Here is a 16,726-nt window from a genome sequence, read left to right as displayed (position 1 = left end):
TGTCCGGGGGCCCTCACTTCTTCGGACGCAACGCGGTATCGGGCGTGCCTTCGGGCTTTTTTGACACTCTCGCGGAAGTGTTGCACCGCAGCGAGTTGTAGACGTCCCACCGGGGGTCCGCATGCGGGTGCCATTGGACTATGTGCGCCGCGCCCTGGTGACCGCGCTGTGCCTCACCTCGCTGAGTTGCGCCATCGGCGCCGTGGCCGCCGCGAACGACCCGCACGACGCCGCCCCGACGGCGGACGTTGTCGCTCTCCCGCGCTCCGCGCCGGTCGCGAAGCCGGTCGTGGTCGTCGCGCTCGGGGATTCCGTGCCCGCTGGGTCGGCCTGCGATTGCCGGAACTTCGTGTCCACCTACGCCGACCTGGTGGCGCGGCACACGGGACGACCGGCCGTGGTGACCAACCTGGCCCGGTCCGGCGCCGCGACCAAGGACCTGCTCGAGCAGGTGCAACGACCGGAGATGCGCCGCACGTTGAGCAACGCGACCACCGTCCTGTTGATGATCGGCGCCAACGACTTCTACCGCCCGTTCGGTTCCGTCCGGCGGGGTGCGAGCGCCGCCGCGGCCTACCGGCCCGTGGCGCGCCGCGTGCAGCGCAATCTCGCGCAGGCGATCGGCCGGATTCGTGCCCTGCACGACGGCCCGGTCACCATCGCGGTGTTGGACTACTGGAACGTGGTGCAGGACGGTCGCGTCGCGCGTCGCGACTACGGCCCGGCCGGCGTCGCGGCCGCCGAGTCGGCAACCGCCTGGGCCAACCAAGCACTCAAAGCCGCCGCCCGGGCGGGTGGTGCCCTGTTGGTGTCGACCTACGCGGCGTTCAAGGGCGCCGACGGGCACAAGGACCCGACCGCGCTGCTCGCCGCCGACGGCGACCACCCCAACGCGGCCGGCCAGCTGCTGCTCGCGTACGTCGTGTACGCACCCCTGCCGACGGGCTAGCGCTCGGCCATCACGGCACGTGGCGGGCGGCGCCGCGGTCCGCGGACAGGGCCATCGAGGCGTAGGCGCGCAGCGCGGCGGACACCGGACGCTCCCGCTTGAGCGGGGCCCAGCCCAACTCGTCGCGCTCCGCGCGGCGCGTGGCCAGCTCGGCATCGTCGACCAGCAACTGGATGGTCCGGGCGGCGATGTCGATCTCGATGAGGTCGCCGTCCTCCACCAACCCGATAGCGCCGCCCTGCGCCGCCTCCGGCGAGACGTGCCCGATGGACAGCCCGGAGGTGCCGCCGGAGAACCGGCCGTCGGTGACCAGCGCGCACTTGGCGCCCAGGCCGCGGCCCTTGAGGAACGAGGTCGGGTAGAGCATCTCCTGCATGCCCGGCCCGCCCTTGGGGCCTTCGTAGCGCACCACCACGACGTCGCCGGCCACGATGGTGCCCGCCAGGATTGCGGTGACCGCGTCGTCCTGACTCTCCGTCACTTTCGCCGGGCCCTTGAAGTACAGCTGGTCCAGCACCACGCCCGCGGTCTTCACCACGCAGCCGTCCGGCGCCAGGTTGCCGTACAGCACGGCCAGGCCGCCGTCAGAGCTGTACGCGTGCTCGACGTCGCGGATGCAGCCGAGCTCAGCGTCGGTGTCCAGCGTGGACCAGGTCACCGTCGAGCTGAACGCCTCGGTGGTGCGCACCCCTCCGGGCGCGGCCGAGAACAGTTTTAGCGCCGCCGGGTTCGGGTCGGGGCGGCGGACATCCCAGGTGGCGAGCCAGGAATCCAGGTCGGGGGAGTGCACCGTGTGCACGGTGCGCTCCAGCAGCCCGCCGCGGTCGAGTTCGGCCAGGATGGCCGGGATTCCGCCCGCCCGGTGCACGTCCTCCATGTGGTACAGCGGCGTGGACGGCGCCACCTTGCAGATGCACGGCGTGTGCCGGGACAGCACGTCGATGTCGGCCATGGTGAACTCCACGCCGCCCTCGATCGCGGCCGCGAGCAGGTGCAGGATCGTGTTGGTCGACCCGCCCATCGCGATGTCCATCCGCATGGCGTTGGCGAACGCTTCGCGGGTCGCGATCGAACGCGGCAGCACCGACTCGTCGTCCGAGCCGTAGTAGCGGTTCGCCAACTCCACCACGAGCCCGCCCGCCGCCTGAAACAACCCCTTGCGGGCGAAGGACGTGGCCAGCGTCGAGCCGTTGCCGGGCAGCGAGAGCCCGAGCGCCTCGGTCAGGCAGTTCATCGAGTTCGCGGTGAACATGCCCGAGCAGGAGCCGCAGGTCGGGCACGCGGAGCGCTCGATGTCGGCCAGGTCGTCGTCGGACACCGACTCGTCGGCCGAGGCGGTCATCGCCGAGATGAGGTCCAGCTTCGGCCGGGCCACGCCGTCGCGGACGATCGCCTTGCCGGCCTCCATCGCGCCACCGGAGACGAACACGGTGGGGATGTTCAGCCGCATCGCGGCGATCAGCATGCCCGGCGTGATCTTGTCGCAGTTGGAGATGCACACCAGGGCGTCGGCGACGTGCGCCTGCACCATGTACTCCACCGAGTCCGCGATCAGCTCCCGGCTGGGCAGGCTGTAGAGCATGCCCCCGTGGCCCATGGCGATGCCGTCGTCCACGGCGATGGTGTTGAACTCCCGACCTACGCCACCGGCCTCGGCGACCGCCTCGGCCACCAGCGCGCCCATGTTGCGCAGGTGCACGTGGCCCGGCACGAACTGGGTGAAGCTGTTGGCGATGGCCACAATCGGCTTGTCGAAGTCCGCGTCGGTCATGCCGGTGGCACGCCACAGCGCGCGGGCACCTGCCATGTTGCGCCCGTGGGTGGTGGTGCGTGATCGCAGTTCGGCCATGATCCGTCCTCTCGACGTCTGAGGTTCATGGTACGAGCGGCGAGGGTTCACGGCGCGCCTCGGCTGGGCAGGCCTAGGGTCGGAACGGAGCCGTACGCCCAGGAGGAGCCATGCCCAAGCGCACCAGCTACGCCCCCGGTACCCCGTGCTGGGTCGACGTGATGACCGGCGACGTGGCCGGGGTCACCGCGTTCTACACCGACCTGTTCGGCTGGGACGTCGAGGAACAGCGCGATGAGAACAGCGGGCACATCTACACGATGTTCACCTCCGGCGGCCAGACGGTGGCCGGCCTGGGCGGCCTGCCGCCGGGCATGGAGAACCTGCCCACGGTGTGGAACAGCTACATCAGCGTCGCCGACGCGGAGGCCACCGTGGCCGCGATCGAACAGGCCGGTGGCCAGGTGTTCATGCCCGCCATGCAGGTGTTCGACGCGGGCGTGATGGCGGTCGCCGCCGATCCCACCGGGGCGAACTTCCGCATCTGGCAGCCACTGGCCCACGTCGGAGCCGGGCTGGTCAACGAGGCAAACACCTACGGCTGGAACGAGCTGATCACCCGCGACATCGACGGGGCGAAGAAGTTCTACTCCGATGTGTTCGGCTGGGGCTACGACGGCATGGACATGGGCAGCGGCGAGTACTGGGTGGTCCAGGGCGGGGAATCCGGCGGCTTGGCCGGGCTAATGGCTCGACCGCCCGCCATGCCCGCGGAGGCGCCGGACTCGTGGTTCGTCTACTTCCTGGTAGATGACATTGACGCCATCGTGCAGCGCGCGGCGCGCACCGGGGGGCAGGCACTGTTCGGGCCGCAATCGATGCCCGGCGTGGGCATCATCGCCACCGTGGGACACCCGGTCGGCGGGGTATTCGCGCTGATGCAGCCCGGCGGCTGAGCCATCCGGCATCCTTGCCCGGTGCGCATTGTCTGTGTCGGGGGGGGACCGGCGGGGTTGTTCTTCGCGATCGCCGCGAAGCAGACCGACGCCTCCCACGAGATCGCCGTGTTCGAACGTGACCCGGCCGGGTCCACCTACGGCTGGGGGGTGACTTTCGGCGACGACCTACTGGATCTCATGCATTTCCAGGACCCGGTCAGTGCCCGCGCCGTGGAGGCGAGCTGCGTGCTGTGGCGGGGTCGGGAGGTCTGGCTACCGCAGGGCCCGCCCGGCTGGTTCCGCGGGTACGGGTACAGCCTGATGCGCTCGAGGTTCCTGGAGATCCTCACCGACCGGGCCGTTGACCTGGGCGTGCAGGTGCACCACCAGCAGCCGGTGGACACAGACACCGACGTCGACGCCGACCTGGTGGTCGCCGCCGACGGCGTACACAGTCGGCTGCGCCAGGCAGCGGCCGAGAAGTTCGGCACCAGCCTCAGCACCGGCGCCAACCAGTACATCTGGTTGGGCACCGACGTCAGATTCGCCAAGCTCACGCTGGCCCTGGTCGAGACCGCGGCCGGCCCGATCTGGTTCCAGGCCTACCCGTCCACGCCGCAGGTGAGCACCTGCGTCGTCGAGTGCTCGTCGCAGACCTGGCACGGCCTCGGGCTGGACACCGCGGAGGAGCCGGACGCCCTGAGGATCCTGGAGCAGGTTTTTTCCGCCGCGCTGGGCGGCGGGCGGCTGATCGGCCGCGCCCGCGGCCAGGCGGCAGGCTGGCTGCGCTTCGACCATGTCACCAACAACGTCTGGTACCGCGACAATGTGGTGCTGATCGGCGACGCCGCGCACACCACGCACTTCTCGCTGGCCTCGGGTACCCGCTTGGCGCTGCACGACGGCCTGGTGCTGGCCCGCACGCTGTCCAAGCACCGTGAGCTGTCCGACGCGCTGGTCGACTACGACCGGAGACGACGACCCGCGCTGGTCAACGTGCAGCTGCGGGCGTTGGAGAGCATGCGTTGGTTCGAGAACCTGCCCTCCACCCGGGGCATGGACGGTGGCACGTTCGGCTACGGCATCACCCGGCGCGGCATCGGGCTGCCGCCGCGCTGGCGGATGCGGCTCGGTCAGTCCGGCCCGATCCGCGCGCTGCGGCGGCGCCAGGACGATCGGGACCACCGCTGGGCGACCCGCGATCGGGCCCGGCCCGCGCCGCCGAGGGGCTCACGCCTCGCGCCCGACCACGAACGCGGCTAGTTCGCGCAGTTCGGCGAGCACCTCCGCGGGAGCGCCGACGCGGTCCAGCGCCGCCGACGCCGCCGCGGCGTGCCCGGCCGCCTGCTGCCGGGCCCATGCGCGCCCGCCCGCCTCCTCGAGTACCTCCGCGATGCCGTCGAGCAGGTCCTCGCCCGCCTCATCCGCTCCGGCCAGCCAGGTGCTGACCTCGGTGGCCGCCGGTCCACCGAGCCCGATCACCCGGGCCACCGGTAGCGAGGTCTTGCGTGATCGCAGGTCGGAGCGCGCGGGCTTACCGGTAAACGCGGGATCACCCCAGATACCCAACACATCATCGACGAGTTGGAAGGCCAACCCGAGATGACGGCCGTAGTCGGCCAGCCCGGCCACCGCGTCCGCCGGGGCAGCGGACAACACCGCACCGATCGCGGCGGACGCGGACAGCAGTGCCGAGGTCTTCGCCTCGGCCATGGCCAGTACCTCGGTCACGTCGATCTCCGGGCGCCGCTCGTAGGCCATGTCCTCGACCTGACCCCGAATCAGCTCGCGGGTGGCCACGGCGAGCAGCCGCGCGGCTGCCGCTCCGGTGGGGCCGGGCACGTCCAGCAGCACCTCCTGAGCCAGCGCGAGCAACGCGTCCCCGGTGAGGATTGCGCTCGGCGCGCCCCACCGCGCCCACACCGTGGTGCGGTGCCGGCGCTCGGTGTCGCTGTCGATCAGGTCGTCGTGCAGTAAAGAGAAGTTGTGCACCAGTTCCACGGCCACCGCGCCGGGCACGGCGATCTCCGGGTCGGCGCCGACCGCGCGTGCGGAGAGCATGGCCAGCCAGGGTCGCACGGCTTTACCGCCGTCGGCCGCGGCCGGCGCGCCATCCGATGCCGGCCAACCGAAGTGATAGCCCGTCACGGCGCAGGTGGTCGGATCCAACCGACTGACGGCCGCCCGCAGTGCCGGCTGCACCAGGCGGCGTACGTCCTGCAGTCCCTGCGGCGTGGCGGGCATCATGTGACGTGCTGTCAGTTTACTTTGCGACCGTCAAGGTCGGGCGCCGGCAGGCTCCTGCGGACGCAGCGTGATGTCCGCGTTCATCTCGGCCTGCCCGCCCGCGTCGCTGGGGCCGACCTGCAGTGTTTGCGCGACGGCCGGATACCCGACGGCCACCACCGTGTAATTCCCGTCCGGGAGACCGGAAAAGTCGAAGCTGCCGTCCTCGCCGGTGCTGCGCACCGCGACCGCGGCGCCCGTGCCGTCCACCAACCGCACTGTGGTCTCGGGCAGCGGAAGGCCGGAGGTGGATCGGACGTAACCGCGAACCCGAGCGATCGAGCCCAGAGTCAGGTCCTGCACCGGCAGGTCCTGCGGCCAGTGCAGCGTCCGGGCCACCGGACCCGCGCCGGGTGCGGCCGCGGCCAGCGTCCAGGTGCCGGGGGCCGGCGCGGGCAGCTGATATTCCCCGGCCCCGTCGGTACGCGACGCGCACAGCACGCCGCCGGCGGGATCGACCAACGTCACCAGCGCACCGGCGACCGGCCTGCCACTGCTGTACACGGTCCCGGTCAGCTCACGCCCGTCGACCAGCGTCACGTCCAGTTCCACACCGGAGGCGGGCACCTCGATCACCGCGGCCTTGGGCGCGTGGGCGGGGGCGCTCACCGTGACCAGATAGCGGCCCGGCGTCAGGTCCACCGCGAAGGCGCCCTCGGCGTCGCTGGCCACGGTGGCCACCTCAGTGCCGACCGGGTCCAGCAGGCTCACCTGTGCGGACAGCGGCCGCTCGGCCACGTCGTGCACCCGACCGGCGAGCACCGGACTGCGCGGGACCGCGCCATTGGCGGAGGGGGTCGCCTGCGCAAAGATCGCCGGGCGGCCGTGGGCAGTGGTGGAGGACTCCATGCTCGCTGCTCCCGGGGTCAAGGGGGCGATCGGTGCCGGGGTCTCCGGAACGATCAAGGTCGCCGAACGGCGCGGTCGTGCGTTGACCGCCCCGCCCACCATCATCGCAGCCGCGACGGCCACAACGGCGGCAACCGCAACTGCGGCGTGCCCGCCGTGTACCACCGAGGCCACTCTGAGGTCACCTCGGCCGGGGTGGCCGCCCGCGTAACGCGCGGCGGCCCGAGCGGCGACGGTGTTCAGCAGCGCGGTGCCGATGGAGCCGCCGATCTGCTGGCAGGTGTTGACCATGGCCCCGGCCACCCCCGCGTCGGCCGGGTCCACGCCCAGCGTCGCGGTGCTGATGCCGGCCATGAACGCCATACCCATGCCGAGGCCGACCAGCAGCATCGCGGGCAGGACGCCCCAGCCGTATCCGGATTCCACCCGCAGGCGGGTCAGGTACAGCAGGCCACACGCGAGCAGCAGCAGGCCGGGCACCATCAACAGCCGCGGTGCTACGCGCGCCACCAGGCGCGCGGACAACTGGGCCGCGATCATGATCCCGGCGCTGATCGGCAGGAACGCGCACCCGGCCCGTACCGGGGAGAATGCCAGCACGTTCTGCAGGTAGAAGGTCAGGAAGAACATCAGGCCGAACAGGCAGAAGTAGATGGCCAGCACCGACAGGTAGGACCCGGCGCGGTTGCGGTCGGTGACCACCCGCAAGGGCAGCAGCGGACTCGCCTTGACCCGCTCCACCAGCACGAAGCAGGTCAACGAGGCGGCCGCGACCAGCAGCGAGATCAGTGTGCTGGGCGCACCCCAGCCGTGGGTCTGCGCCTCGGCGAAGCCGAACACCAGGGCCAACAGGCCGAGGGTGCCCAACGCCGCCCCGGTGACGTCGAACCCACGACGCCGGCGGCCGGTGGATTCCCGCAGGAAGCGCACGCCACCGACGGCCACCACCGCCGCGAAGGGGATGTTGACGTACAGCGTCCAGCGCCAATTCAAGTAGTTGGTGAGTAGGCCACCGAGCACCAGACCGATCGCGGCACCGGAACCGGCCAGCGCGCTGAAGATGCCGAAGGCCTTGCCGCGTTCAGTCGGCTCGTGAAACGTCACGGTCAACGTGGAGATCAGTGCGGGCGCGAGCATGGCGCCGAACACGCCCTGCGCCCCGCGCGCGCCGAACATCATCGCCGGGTTGACCGCCGCACCGCCGACCGCGGAGGCGATGGCGAAGCCGGCGGCGCCGATCAGCACCATTTTCTTGCGGCCGACGGTGTCCGCGATCCGGCCGCCGAGCAGCAGTAGGCCGCCGAACATCAATGTGTAGGCGGTGACCACCCACTGCCGCCCGGAGTCGGACAAGCCCAGGTCCGTCTGCATCGAGGGCAGCGCGACGGTCACGATGGTCGCGTCCAGGACGATCATCAACTGGCCGACGCCGATTACCGCGAGCGCCCACCAGCGCCGCGGGTCGGGTGTCTCGCCGATCATCGAGGTCTCCTGTCCGCGGTACGGAACCGTACACCGCGCGCGTCGGCCGATGACCATATGTGTACAAACCATGACGCAACGCAGTAGCTGGGTCACCTGAAGACACAGGAGATCCACAACGCCGGCACAGAGCGAAAACAGCGCGGGCCATGACTCTTGCTGTCATGACCACCTTGGGCTCCACCACTGCCAGCACTCCCACCCAGCTGCGTCGCGCCGATGGCAGCCCCGTCCGGGTGCTGGTGGTGGACGACGAGCCGAGCCTGGCCGAGTTGTTGATGCTCGCGCTGCGCTACGAGGGCTGGCAGATCCGCACCGCGGCCAACGGCACCGACGCGCTGCGCACCGCGCACGAGTTCCGACCGGACGCCGTGGTGCTCGACGTGATGTTGCCGGACATGGACGGGCTGACCGTGCTGCGCCGACTGCGCGCCGAGGTCGGGGACGTCCCCACGCTGTTCCTCACCGCCAAGGACGCCGTGACCGACCGCATCGCCGGGCTGACCGCGGGTGGCGACGACTACGTGACCAAACCGTTCAGCCTCGAGGAGGTGGTGGCCCGGCTGCGCAGCCTGGTGCGACGCACGCTGAGCGTCAACGCCAACGAGGAGAACCTGCTGGTGGTCGGCGACCTGGTGATGGACGAGGAGAGCCACGAGGTACGTCGGGCCGGTGAGTTGGTCAACCTGACCGCCACCGAGTTCGAACTGCTGCGCTACCTGATGCGTAACCCGCGCCGGGTGCTGTCCAAGGCACAGATCTTGGACCGGGTGTGGCGCTACGACTTCGGTGGCCAGGCCAACGTCGTGGAGATCTACATCTGCTACCTGCGCAAGAAGATCGACGCGGGTCGCCCGCCGATGATTCACACTTTGCGCGGGGCCGGCTACGTGCTCAAGCCCGCGGCTTAGAGCTGCGCGGCGGCGGCCTTCTGCACGATTTCCGCGGCCACTTGCTGGGCCAGCGCGAACACCTGGTCGTCGGGCATGCCCAGCCCTTCCGCGGCGATGGCCGCGGTGTGCAGGCAGATCAACGCCATGCGCACCTGCATGCGCAGCTCCGGCGCCTGGCCGACACCGACCACCGCGTCCGCGACCAGATCCACCGCCCGGCGCCCCTCGCCGGGTTGCAGGCCCAGATCTCGTACCACGCGTTGGTTCGCGTGAATGAACTTGCCCACCGCCAAGCCTTGGGTGCGCACCAGGTCCGCCCAGCGGGACAGCAGGTCCGGCAACGCCGGCTCGGTCGCCCGGGCCCAATCCACCAGCACGTTCACCTCGCCGAGGTAGCCGCCGATGAGCTCGCGGGCGATCTCCTCCTTGCCGGCGAAGTGGTGGTACAGCGCGGCCTTGGTGACGCCGAGTTCCTCGGCGATCTCCCGCATCGAGACGTGGTCGTAACCATCCCGGCTGAACATGTCCAGCGCCACTGCCAGCGCCCGCTCTCGGGTGCCGCCGACGGTCTGCACGGACATGTGTTGCCCGCCTCCTTGGAATACAACGGACAGTAATACGCTTGAAAGCTTACCGACCGGTCAGTTAGGTTACTACTGCACCGGGGAGATGCATAGCGAGGAGTAGTACGTGGCACGACGGGCATCTGCACCGGCCGTGGCTCGTCCGGTGGACGAGCACGGCTTTGAGCAGCGCAGCCACCGCGAGATCCTGCTGGTGATGTCGGGTCTGATGATCGCGATGTTGCTGGCCATGTTGGACAACATGATCGTGGCACCGGCGCTACCGACGATCGTGGGGGACCTCGGGGGCCTGCAGCATCTCGGCTGGGTCATCACCGCCTACATCCTGGGTACCACGATCGGCACCCCGCTGTGGGGCAAGCTCGGCGACCTGTACAGCCGCAAGGCCATGTTCATGGCCTCCATCGTGCTGTTCCTGGCGGGCTCCGCGTTGTGCGGCATGGCGCGGTCGATGAACGAGCTGATCGCCTTCCGTGCGGTGCAGGGCCTGGGTGCCGGCGGCCTGTTGGTCGGGGTGATGGCGGTGCTCGCCGTGCTCATCCCGCCGCGCCAGCGCGGTCGGTACATGGGCTACTTCATGGCGATCATGCCGGTGTCGATGATCGCCGGCCCGCTGATCGGTGGCTGGATCACCGATCACGCCTCGTGGCGCTGGGCGTTCTACGTGAACCTGCCGCTCGGTGGCGCGGCGCTGTTCGTGATCGCCGCGACCATGCACCTGACCAAGCCGCCGGCCAAGAAGGTCTACATCGACTGGATCGGCGGCGCGCTGATGGTCGTCTGGACCACGTCATTGGTGCTGGTCACCAGCTGGGGCGGCACCCAGTACGCGTGGACCTCGACGACCATCCTGGCGCTGATCTGGGTGACCTTCACCGCCTTCCTGATCTTCCTGTACGTCGAGTCCCGGGTGCTCGAACCGGTGTTGCCGCTGGGCGTGTTCGGCAACCTCAACTTCAGCCTGGTGACCGCGCTGAGCTTCGTGGTCGGTTTCGCGATGTTCGGCGGTATGACCTTCCTGCCGCAGTACCAGCAGTACGTGCAGGGTGCCTCGGCGACCAACTCCGGGCTGCTGCTGTTGCCGATGATGCTCGGCATCATCACCACCAGCCTGACGGCTGGTCAGATCTCCAGTCGCACCGGGCATTACAAGACCTTCCCGATCGTCGGCCCGATCCTGATGACCACCGGCTTGCTGTTGCTGTCCACCATGGGCGTGCACACATCCCGTACGGTGACCGGCCTGTTCATGTTCGTCATGGGTCTGGGCCTGGGTCAGCTGTTCCAGATCACCATGCTGATCGCGCAGAACAGCGTGCCGATGCGCGACATCGGCGCGGCCACCGCGGGCATCACGTTCGTGCGCAGCATGGGTGGCTCGGTCGGGGTGAGCCTGCTGGGCGCGGTGTACGCGCACCGGCTGGCGGACACCCTGCACGATCAACTCGGCGCGGCCAACCCGCTGGGCAGCGGTGCCGAACTCAGCCCGGCGATGGTCCGCAAGATGCCGCAGAACGTCATCGACGCGCTGCAGTCGGGCATCAGCCACGGCGCCTCGGCGGTGTTCTTCTGGGGGGCCATGATCGCGCTGCCCGGCATCGTGATCGGCCTGTTCGTCAAGCAGGTACCGTTGCGCGGCTCCAAGCCGGCGGCCGAGGTCGAGGGCATGCCCGCGGTGCCCGCTGACGCCCCGACCCCGGTGCTGACCCGGGCCGTGGCGTCGGTCCCCGCGGTCGAGCCGGCCGAGCCGGTCTCCGGTCTGACCGGATGGGTGCGCCGGCCGGGTGGTCTGGCGGTGCCCGCCGCGGTGGTCTCGGTGATCGGCACGGACGGCCGGGTGTTGGCCCGGACCGAGGTGGGGGCGGATGGCGCCTTTGCGCTACCCGACCTGCCCAACGGCAGCTACGCGCTGGCGGTGCTCGCGCCGGAATTCCTGCCGGCCGCCACCGAGGTGCACGTGCCGCAGTCCGGCGGGCTCGACGTGGTGCTGATCGAGCGCGGCTCGGCTGCGAACGGCGCCGCGGCGACCCCCGAGCTCAGCCCGATGCACTGACCGCGCGGTGGGCGAGGCGCCGGTGGGTCCGGCCGCGTCGCGAAATGCGGGATGTCGTCGCCGAACTTGGCGTCCCAACCGGCCGCTCGCTCGCCGAAGAATTCCGCGGTCGCCCGCAGCCGGGTCACGTCGTCGAAGCTTCGTCGTTCCTCGCCCACCGGTGCAACGTACGCTGCACCCACGCCGAACCGCGGCGTTAGGTCCAGGGAGCGAACGTGTTCGGCGAGTTGCCGTCGTGGGCGATCTACCTGTCCATGCCGCTGGTCGCCGCCATCATCGGTTACGTCACCAAGCTCGTCGCCGTCGAGATGATGTTCCGTCCGCTGGAGTTCCGCGGCATCCCCCCGGTGCTCGGTTGGCAGGGCGTGATCCCACGCTTCGCCCCGCGGATGGCCAGCATCGCCATCGACCTGATGCTCTCCCGGCTGCTCACCACCACCGAGCTGTTCGAACGCATCGACGGCAGGGAACTCGCGGTGCAGCTGCAGGAACCGATGAAGGTCACCATCGATGAGATGACCCGCGAGCTGATGTCGACGTATCAGCCCTTGCTCTGGGAGTCCATGCCGGAGGTTGCCCGCAGGGCAGTGATCTGGTCGGTACAGCGGCAGGCACCGAAGATGGTCGCCCGGCTGGTGGAGGACCTCAAGCGCGACCCGGACTCGGTCATCGACCTGCGCGAGGTGGCCGTGGACGCGCTGATCCGGGACAAGCGATTACTGGTCTCGCTGATCCGGCGCATCGGGCGCAACGAGTTCAAGTTCATCATCCGGGTCGGCGCACCGTTCGGTCTCGTTCTCGGCGGCGTGCAGGCCGGCGTGTGGGCGCTGACCCACAACGACTGGGTGGTGCCGGTCTTCGGCGGTGTGGTCGGGTTCTGCACCGACTGGGCCGCGCTGCAACTGGTCTTCCGGCCCATCAAACCGCGCCGCTTCCTGCGCGTGCTCAGCTGGCAGGGCCTGTTCCACCGTCGTCGGCCCTACGTCATCAACGACTACGCCGCGCTGTTGGCCGAGGAGATCCTCACCCCGGCCAATCTGTTCGACGCGATTCTCACCGGTCCGCAGTCGGACAAGCTGCTGCGCCTGATCGCCCGTGAGGTGGACGTCGCGCTGCAGTCCCGGGTGGGACCGGCCAAGCCGTTGTTGGTGCTGGCCGTGGGTGGCCGGAAATACCAGGAGATGCGTACCTCCATCGCGGTGTCCGCGCTGGACCGGATGCGCGGCGAGCTGAACGCGGTTGGTGACTACGCCATGCAGAAGCTCGACGTGCGCGGCACCATCGTGACCAAGATGAGCGCGATGACCGACGACGAGTACGAGAACCTGCTGCGTCCGGCGTTCAAGCAGGACGAGTGGAAGCTGATCTCAGTCGGTGCGGTACTCGGTTTCCTCATCGGTGAACTACAGGTCCACCTGTTCCTGCGCTGAGCGGCTCGCGTCGTAATTGCGGAACGAGGGGACGAGCAGCGCGAACAGCACGACGACCGCGCACACCAACCCGCCGCCCACCCAGGATGCTCGGGTGCCGGCCAGCGCCGCGGTGGTCCCGGCCCGCACATCGCCCAGGCGGGGACCGCCGGCCACCACCACGATGAACACGCCCTGCATGCGCCCGCGCATCTCGTCCGGCGCGTAGGTCTGCAGGATCGTCTGCCGGTACACCGCGGAGACCAGATCTGCCGCCCCGCCCACGGCGAGCAGCGCGACCGCCAGCCACAGCTTGTTGGCCAATCCGGAGGCGGCCACCGCCAGGCCCCAGACGACGATGGCCGCAACCAGCGCGACGCCCTGCTTGCGCACCCGGCCGATCCAGCCGGAGGTCGCCCCGGCGACCACTGCGCCGATGGCCAACGAGGCGAACAACCAGCCGACCGCCGAATCGCCACCCATGTTTTGCGCCCGGGCCGGGAACAACGCGCGCGGCATGGCCAGCACCATCGCCGCGATGTCCACTCCGAACGACATCAGCAGCACCGGTCGGGTGACGATGAACGCCAGTCCGTCGATGACCGAGCGCAGGCCGGGAGTACCGGTGCTGGGTCCGGTCGGCGGCAGCGCGGGCAGCCGGAACGCGGCGTAGAGCGCCGCGGTGAACAGCACCGCGTCCACCCCGTACGCGGCCGAGATCGAGGAGCGGGCAATCAGCGCCGCGGCGAGCAGGGGTCCGCTGAGCATGCCGACGTTGGACGTGGTGAAGCCCAGCGTGTTGGCCGCGGCCACCTGCTCGGTGGGGATCAGCCGCGGGATCACCGCCCCGCGGGTGGAGGAGGCGACCGCGAAGCCCGCGGACTGCAACGCGACCAGCACCAGGAGCACCGCCAGGTTGTTCAGTCCCGCCAACGATTGCGCCCACAATCCCAGCGTGGACGACCACAGCAGCACCGAGCCGATCAGCAGCAACAGGCGCCGGTCGATGGCATCGGCCACCGCGCCGCCCCACAGCCCGAACACGACCAGCGGCACCAGTCCGACCGCGCCGAGCATGCCGACCCAGAACGAGGAGCCGGTGACGTTGTAGACCTGGACGGCCACCGCGACCGCGGTGACCTGGAACCCGACGAACGCGATCGCGTTACCCGCCCACAGTCGCCGATAGTCCGGATGGCGCAGCGGGGAGATGTCGATCGCGGCTCGGCGCCAACCGGAGGGCGGGGTCGGCGGCGGTACGCCGGCGGGGTCGGCGCGGGGATCGGCACCCGGCAGCGACCCGGCGTTCGGTTCCCCCATCCGATAGACCCTACGGTGGACGCTGCGGCGACCCGACGTGGTGCGCAAGGATGTCCCGCGTGACGAACTCTCGCCGTCAGGTCAAGGTCGCCGTCCTGGGTGCAGGCTCCTGGGGCACCACCGTGGCCGCGCTCGCCGCCCGCAACGTGGACACGGTGCTGTGGGCCCGGGACCCGGCGGTGGCCGAGGCGATCAACACCCGGCACGCCAACCCGCGCTACCTGACCGACTTCACCTTGCCCGAGCGGCTGCGCGCCACCGCGTCCCTGGACGAGGCGGTCGAGGTGGCCGACGTGCTGGTCACCGGGGTCCCCTCGCACGGGCTGCGCGCCGTGCTGCTGGACATCGCACCGCTCGTGCGGCCGTGGATCCCGATCGTCAGCCTCACCAAGGGGCTGGAGCAGGGCTCCATGATGCGGATGACCGAGGTCATCGAGGAACTGCTGCCGGGTCACCCCACCGGCATCCTGGCCGGGCCCAACCTGGCCCCGGAAATCATGGCCGGCTACGCCGCCGCCGCGGTGATCGCGATGACCGACGAGCGGGTGGCCCGCTCCCTGCAGCCGGTGTTCTCCAGCCCGCGCTTCCGCGTTTACACCAATCACGACGTGGTGGGTTGCGAACTGGGTGGTGCGCTGAAGAACGTGATCGCGGTGGCCGCGGGGATGGGCACCGGGCTCGGCGTCGGCGACAACACCCGGTCGATGGTGATCACCCGCGGATTGGCCGAGCTCACCCGGTTGGGCACCGCGCTGGGTGGGGAACCGCAGACGTTCTCCGGACTGACCGGCCTGGGCGATCTGATGGCCACCTGTATGAGCCCGTACAGCCGCAACCGCCAGGTGGGGGAGAAGCTGGCCGCCGGCATGACGACCGATCAGATCGTGCAGGAGATGAACATGGTGGCCGAGGGCATCAAGACCTCGGCCGTGGTCGTGGAGCTGGCCGCCAAGGCCGGGGTGACCGTGCCGATCTGCGAAGAGGTCTACGGCGTGCTGCACCAGGGCCGCAGCGCGATCCAGGCCTATCGTGGCCTGCGCCGCACCGCGGCCGGTGCGGAGATGGACGACAGCGCCTGATGCCCCGTCAGTTAATCAGCTGACCGTGACGTCCAACGGTACGGCGTGCACCGCGCCGTTGGTCTGGAACTGGATCCACAACCGATATTTACCGGGGTCGGTGAACAACGACATCAGCGTCAGGTTGGGCCCGCCCACCGCGTTGGGGTCGGTCTTGTACGGGGGCACCTCGTTGGGGTGCACGTGCACGGCCTGCAAGGTGTCCTTCCGGAACCCGGTGATGTGCGCGTAGGACTCCAGGTACTGCTGCAGGTCGGTGACGTCCTGGCCGTCCTTGGTGATCTTCAGGTGCATGTTCGGCCCGTGCACCGTGGCGGTCGGGTCCAGCGTGACGGTGTAGCCGTCGACGTTGTTGCTGCCGGTGATCGGGGAGTACTTCACCGGGGAGTAGGCACCGGGCACGGTGAGCTTGTCGCCGAGGATGCGGTCGTCGAAGTTGCCGTCGTCCTTGAGTGCCTCGAACTCGATGACCACCCGGTACGGGCCGGGCTTGGCGAATTTGATCGGCACGGTCCACGTCCCGGTCTTCATGTCCAGGCTGGGGTGGATGTGCTGGAACTCGGTGAGGTCGTCCCGCACCAGGTACATGTGCAGCAGCTTGGTCTGCTGCAGCGTGAAATCTTTCTGCGGCTTGTGCTTCGGGTTGTCGATGACGAAGCTCAGCTGCCCCGGCTTGCCGACCTTGGCGGTGTTGGTCAGCTTCGTGAACATGTAGCCGTCGACGGTCTGCTTCAGCCCGTCGCCCTCGAACGCCGCCATGTTCATGCTGCCCATGGCCCCGCCGCTCATGCCCGGCATTGAGGACTGCGCGGCTGCCGTCTCATTCGTATCACCGCCGCAGGCGGACAGGGCGAGGGTCAGGGCAACCGTGACAGCGGACGCTGCGACATGTCGAGGGCTGGGCATGGGCGCGTTCTCCGGACGATCGAGGTCGGACAGGTAGTACCGCTCGGGATTACATGTCGTTGCGGTGCAGTTCCCGGTTCCCCTTTGTAACAAACCATTACCCAGTGGGGGTATTTCGACGCGTTCACCCGTACGGGTGAAAGACACGCGGGTTATCCACAGGCGGGCGTGTGACGTCGGTGTGCGGCG

13 protein-coding genes are annotated in these 16,726 nt (G+C 69.5%); 7 read left to right on the top strand and 6 right to left on the bottom strand.

Annotated elements, in window-relative coordinates; all coding sequences use genetic code 11:
• Nucleotides 1-121 precede the first annotated feature (121 nt).
• On the top strand, nt 122-949 hold the full coding sequence (locus tag VGJ14_11665; protein HEY2833073.1) for an SGNH/GDSL hydrolase family protein: 828 nt from the start codon (nt 122-124) through the stop codon (nt 947-949).
• 10 nt (nt 950-959) lie between these two features.
• On the opposite strand, the gene ilvD is transcribed toward VGJ14_11665, so the two are convergent.
• A complete protein-coding gene (ilvD, locus tag VGJ14_11660; GenBank protein HEY2833072.1) occupies nt 960-2,798 on the bottom strand; it encodes a dihydroxy-acid dehydratase in 1,839 nt (612 codons plus the stop codon).
• Between the two features lie 110 nt (nt 2,799-2,908).
• Here ilvD and VGJ14_11655 point away from each other — a divergent pair, with 110 nt between their 5' ends.
• The gene (locus tag VGJ14_11655) at nt 2,909-3,694 is read left to right on the top strand and encodes a VOC family protein (GenBank protein HEY2833071.1); all 786 of its coding nucleotides are present in this window, start codon (nt 2,909-2,911) and stop codon (nt 3,692-3,694) included.
• 21 nt (nt 3,695-3,715) lie between these two features.
• The gene (locus tag VGJ14_11650; GenBank protein ID HEY2833070.1) at nt 3,716-4,939 is read left to right on the top strand and encodes an FAD-dependent monooxygenase; all 1,224 of its coding nucleotides are present in this window, start codon (nt 3,716-3,718) and stop codon (nt 4,937-4,939) included.
• On the opposite strand, the gene VGJ14_11645 is transcribed toward VGJ14_11650, so the two are convergent.
• Nucleotides 4,907-5,923 carry a polyprenyl synthetase family protein gene (locus VGJ14_11645; protein HEY2833069.1) on the bottom strand — a complete coding sequence of 339 codons (1,017 nt, stop codon included), beginning with the start codon at nt 5,921-5,923 and terminating at the stop codon, nt 4,907-4,909. The two genes, VGJ14_11650 and VGJ14_11645, sit on opposite strands and share 33 nt — an antisense overlap.
• A gap of 30 nt (nt 5,924-5,953) precedes the next feature.
• A complete protein-coding gene (locus VGJ14_11640) occupies nt 5,954-8,293 on the bottom strand; it encodes an MFS transporter (protein ID HEY2833068.1) in 2,340 nt (779 codons plus the stop codon).
• Between the two features lie 164 nt (nt 8,294-8,457).
• Between VGJ14_11640 and VGJ14_11635 the strand changes: the two genes are divergently transcribed.
• On the top strand, nt 8,458-9,204 hold the full coding sequence (locus VGJ14_11635) for a response regulator transcription factor (protein HEY2833067.1): 747 nt from the start codon (nt 8,458-8,460) through the stop codon (nt 9,202-9,204).
• On the opposite strand, the gene VGJ14_11630 is transcribed toward VGJ14_11635, so the two are convergent.
• Nucleotides 9,201-9,767 carry a helix-turn-helix domain-containing protein gene (locus tag VGJ14_11630; protein ID HEY2833066.1) on the bottom strand — a complete coding sequence of 189 codons (567 nt, stop codon included), beginning with the start codon at nt 9,765-9,767 and terminating at the stop codon, nt 9,201-9,203. The two genes, VGJ14_11635 and VGJ14_11630, sit on opposite strands and share 4 nt — an antisense overlap.
• Nucleotides 9,768-9,876: 109 nt before the next feature.
• Here VGJ14_11630 and VGJ14_11625 point away from each other — a divergent pair, with 109 nt between their 5' ends.
• Both VGJ14_11625 and VGJ14_11620 read left to right on the top strand, forming a co-directional pair.
• On the top strand, nt 9,877-11,823 hold the full coding sequence (locus VGJ14_11625; protein ID HEY2833065.1) for an MFS transporter: 1,947 nt from the start codon (nt 9,877-9,879) through the stop codon (nt 11,821-11,823).
• A 215-nt stretch (nt 11,824-12,038) separates the two neighbouring features.
• Entirely contained in the window at nt 12,039-13,253 is a 1,215-nt protein-coding gene (locus VGJ14_11620; GenBank protein ID HEY2833064.1) for a DUF445 domain-containing protein, read from the top strand.
• Here the strand turns inward: VGJ14_11620 and VGJ14_11615 are convergent.
• Nucleotides 13,227-14,552: an MFS transporter gene (locus tag VGJ14_11615; GenBank protein ID HEY2833063.1), complete on the bottom strand. Its 1,326-nt coding sequence runs from the start codon at nt 14,550-14,552 to the stop codon at nt 13,227-13,229. The two genes, VGJ14_11620 and VGJ14_11615, sit on opposite strands and share 27 nt — an antisense overlap.
• A gap of 59 nt (nt 14,553-14,611) precedes the next feature.
• Between VGJ14_11615 and VGJ14_11610 the strand changes: the two genes are divergently transcribed.
• The gene (locus VGJ14_11610) at nt 14,612-15,631 is read left to right on the top strand and encodes an NAD(P)H-dependent glycerol-3-phosphate dehydrogenase (GenBank protein HEY2833062.1); all 1,020 of its coding nucleotides are present in this window, start codon (nt 14,612-14,614) and stop codon (nt 15,629-15,631) included.
• Between the two features lie 15 nt (nt 15,632-15,646).
• Here the strand turns inward: VGJ14_11610 and VGJ14_11605 are convergent, their stop codons facing one another.
• Nucleotides 15,647-16,420 (bottom strand): hypothetical protein, encoded by a 774-nt coding sequence (locus tag VGJ14_11605; protein ID HEY2833061.1) that lies wholly within the window; start codon nt 16,418-16,420, stop codon nt 15,647-15,649.
• Nucleotides 16,421-16,726: the final 306 nt, after the last annotated feature.

This window comes from Sporichthyaceae bacterium (assembly GCA_036493475.1).
Classification (GTDB): domain Bacteria; phylum Actinomycetota; class Actinomycetes; order Sporichthyales; family Sporichthyaceae; genus DASQPJ01.
This window is presented reverse-complemented; position numbering and strand designations above follow the sequence as displayed.

What these genes read in the sequence shown, in the direction of transcription:
- VGJ14_11665 (HEY2833073.1), top strand. Translation starts at nt 122, where the DNA reads ATGCGGGTGCCATTGGACTATGTGCGCCGCGCCCTGGTGACCGCGCTG.
- ilvD (HEY2833072.1), bottom strand. Translation starts at nt 2,798, where the DNA reads ATGGCCGAACTGCGATCACGCACCACCACCCACGGGCGCAACATGGCA.
- VGJ14_11655 (HEY2833071.1), top strand. Translation starts at nt 2,909, where the DNA reads ATGCCCAAGCGCACCAGCTACGCCCCCGGTACCCCGTGCTGGGTCGAC.
- VGJ14_11645 (HEY2833069.1), bottom strand. Translation starts at nt 5,923, where the DNA reads ATGATGCCCGCCACGCCGCAGGGACTGCAGGACGTACGCCGCCTGGTG.
- VGJ14_11640 (HEY2833068.1), bottom strand. Translation starts at nt 8,293, where the DNA reads ATGATCGGCGAGACACCCGACCCGCGGCGCTGGTGGGCGCTCGCGGTA.
- VGJ14_11635 (HEY2833067.1), top strand. Translation starts at nt 8,458, where the DNA reads ATGACCACCTTGGGCTCCACCACTGCCAGCACTCCCACCCAGCTGCGT.
- VGJ14_11630 (HEY2833066.1), bottom strand. Translation starts at nt 9,767, where the DNA reads ATGTCCGTGCAGACCGTCGGCGGCACCCGAGAGCGGGCGCTGGCAGTG.
- VGJ14_11615 (HEY2833063.1), bottom strand. Translation starts at nt 14,552, where the DNA reads ATGGGGGAACCGAACGCCGGGTCGCTGCCGGGTGCCGATCCCCGCGCC.
- VGJ14_11605 (HEY2833061.1), bottom strand. Translation starts at nt 16,420, where the DNA reads ATGAGCGGCGGGGCCATGGGCAGCATGAACATGGCGGCGTTCGAGGGC.